The sequence below is a fragment of the Streptomyces sp. NPDC000880 genome, from assembly GCF_053599675.1.
In genome coordinates, this window is sequence record NZ_JBSFMS010000243.1 from 1 (window position 1) to 2,166 (window position 2,166).

Sequence of the window (2,166 nt, forward strand, 5' to 3'; positions counted from 1 at the left end):
CGTTTGCGCCGTGAGGCGCTGTTGGTTCGAGTGGAGGTGTAAGACCTGCACCAACCCGCTGTCGCAGCAGTGGGGTTGAAGCTGAGGGCAGCCTGATCCGGGTGGTGCCGGGGAGGGCGAGAGCGGCCCTGACAAAGCCGGGACGTGTCCAGTACTGCCAGATGGGGCGGGTCCGGCAAGCGTGATGGAGAGGAGTACGCGAGGAACCGGCGTTTTACGTCTCTCAAAGAGACACCGGCTCGAACCTGGCGGATCGGGGCCGGAAGCGGTGCGTACTCGGGTCATCCTTTCGGGTGGTCCGACAACTCCTGGACCGGTATACGAAAGCCGGTCGGGAGGCCACGAGGAAAGCCTGCGGCGTACTCGTGGCGATACCGCAGGGACACAGTCGGGCTCCTCCTTCATCGAGCGAACCACAGTGAACACGGGAACCGTCCCGAACCTCGCCCCGCCACCTGTCTCCAACAGGCTGCCGGGGCTGGGCGCATCGACCGCCGATCGGTTGGGGACGGGGCGGAGCCGCCGTAGTACTCCGCGGCCGGGAAAGCCGGCCACATGGGGAAGGGCGGCAGCGGTATCGAGAAGGGAAGGATGCTGCAATGCCGGAAGACGCCCCGCCGAATGGCGGAGCTCCGGGCCCCCCGGCCCGGGTACTGGAGATGCAGACCAAGCTTCACCGTTGGGCGGTGGCCGATCCCGGCCGCCGGTTCGATGACCTGTTCAACTTCGTGCACGACCCGGCGACGCTGTTGATGGCGTTCGACCGGGTCGCGGGCAACCGGGGAGCCCGGACTCCCGGCGTCGACGGCCTGACCGCCGCCGACGTCGAGGAAACCATCGGTGTCCTCGGGTTCCTGAACGACCTGCGGGCCGCCCTCAAGGACGGCTCTTTTCGTCCTTTGCCGGTGCGGGAACGCATGATTCCCAAACCGGGTGGCTCGGGGAAGGTCCGCAAGCTCGGGATTCCGACGATCGCGGACCGGGTCGTTCAGGCAGCGCTGAAGCTGGTGCTGGAACCGATCTTCGAGGCCGACTTCAAGCCGGTCTCCTACGGGTTCCGGCCCCGACGGCGGGCCCAGGACGCGATCGCCGAGATCCACTATTTCGGTACCCGAGGCTACCGCTGGGTGTGGATGCGGACATCGAGGCGTGCTTCGACTCGATCGACCATGCGGCCCTGATGGACCGAGTGCGTCACCGGGTGAAGGACAAGCGTGTCCTGATGCTGGTCAAAGCCTTCCTCAAAGCCGGGATTCTTAACGAACTCGGCGAAAGCAAGGAGACGTTGACCGGCACTCCGCAAGGCGGCGTCCTCTCGCCACTGCTGGCGAACATTGCTCTGTCGGTGCTCGATGAGCACTTGCACGAGTCGTGGAAGCCGGGCGGGACGATGTCCACCGAAGGCAGACGCGCCTACCGGCGCCGCAAAGGTCGCCCGACGTGGCGGGTCGTCCGCTACGCGGACGACTTCGTCGTCCTGGTGCACGGCACCGAGGCCGACACCGCGGTGCTGCGCGAAGAGATCGCCGACGTGCTCGAACCTCTGGGGTTACGCCTGTCTCAGGCCAAGACCCAGGTCGTGCACATGAGCGACGGATTTGACTTCCTCGGCCTCCGCATCCAGTGGAAACGCAAGGGAGGTACGAACAAATGGCACGTCTACACCTTCATCGCCGACCGGCCTATCCGGTCGTTGAAGGCGAAGATCCGTGCTTTGACGGGCAGGACATCGCAGCAGGATCTTGCCACCGTGCTGATCAGACTCACCCAGATCATGCGCGGTTGGGCCAACTACTTCAAGCACGCGGTCGCCAAGCATGTCTTCGACAGGCTCGACAGCCTCGTGTGGTGGCGGCTGATCCGCATGTTGCGGACACGTCACCGTTGGAGTTGGGGCGACGTCCGCCGCCGGTTCACCACCCCCACCGGGCGGTGGCGACCCATCGCGGCGGACGGGATCGAGTTGTTCCGGATCGCATCGGTCACGGTCAGCCGTTATCGATACCGGGCAAGCACGATCCCCAGTCCGTGGCAGCCTGCGAACCCCGCCTGACGGCAGAAACCGTGGAGAGCCCGTTGCGTTGAGAGGCGCACGGCGGGTTCGGCGAGAGGTCCGGAGAAACGGACCGGGAGCAATCCCGGCACCGCGCTCCGGGCCTACTCAGC

Annotated in this window: 1 protein-coding gene and 1 pseudogene; both read left to right on the plus strand. The window is 65.8% G+C overall.

All coding sequences use genetic code 11. The features are described from left to right. Positions 1-917: 917 nt before the first annotated feature. A pseudogene (locus ACWDO5_RS35665) lies at positions 918-1,561 on the plus strand (reverse transcriptase domain-containing protein); the annotation flags it as partial. Positions 1,562-1,585: 24 nt separating this feature from the next. After that, positions 1,586-2,053, plus strand: coding sequence for a group II intron maturase-specific domain-containing protein (locus ACWDO5_RS35670; protein WP_450534672.1), 468 nt, complete (start codon positions 1,586-1,588; stop codon positions 2,051-2,053). The last annotated feature ends 113 nt before the right edge of the window (positions 2,054-2,166 follow it).

Coding starts and splice junctions, on each gene's coding strand:
- ACWDO5_RS35670 (WP_450534672.1), top strand. CDS start 1,586: ATGAGCGACGGATTTGACTTCCTCGGCCTCCGCATCCAGTGGAAACGC.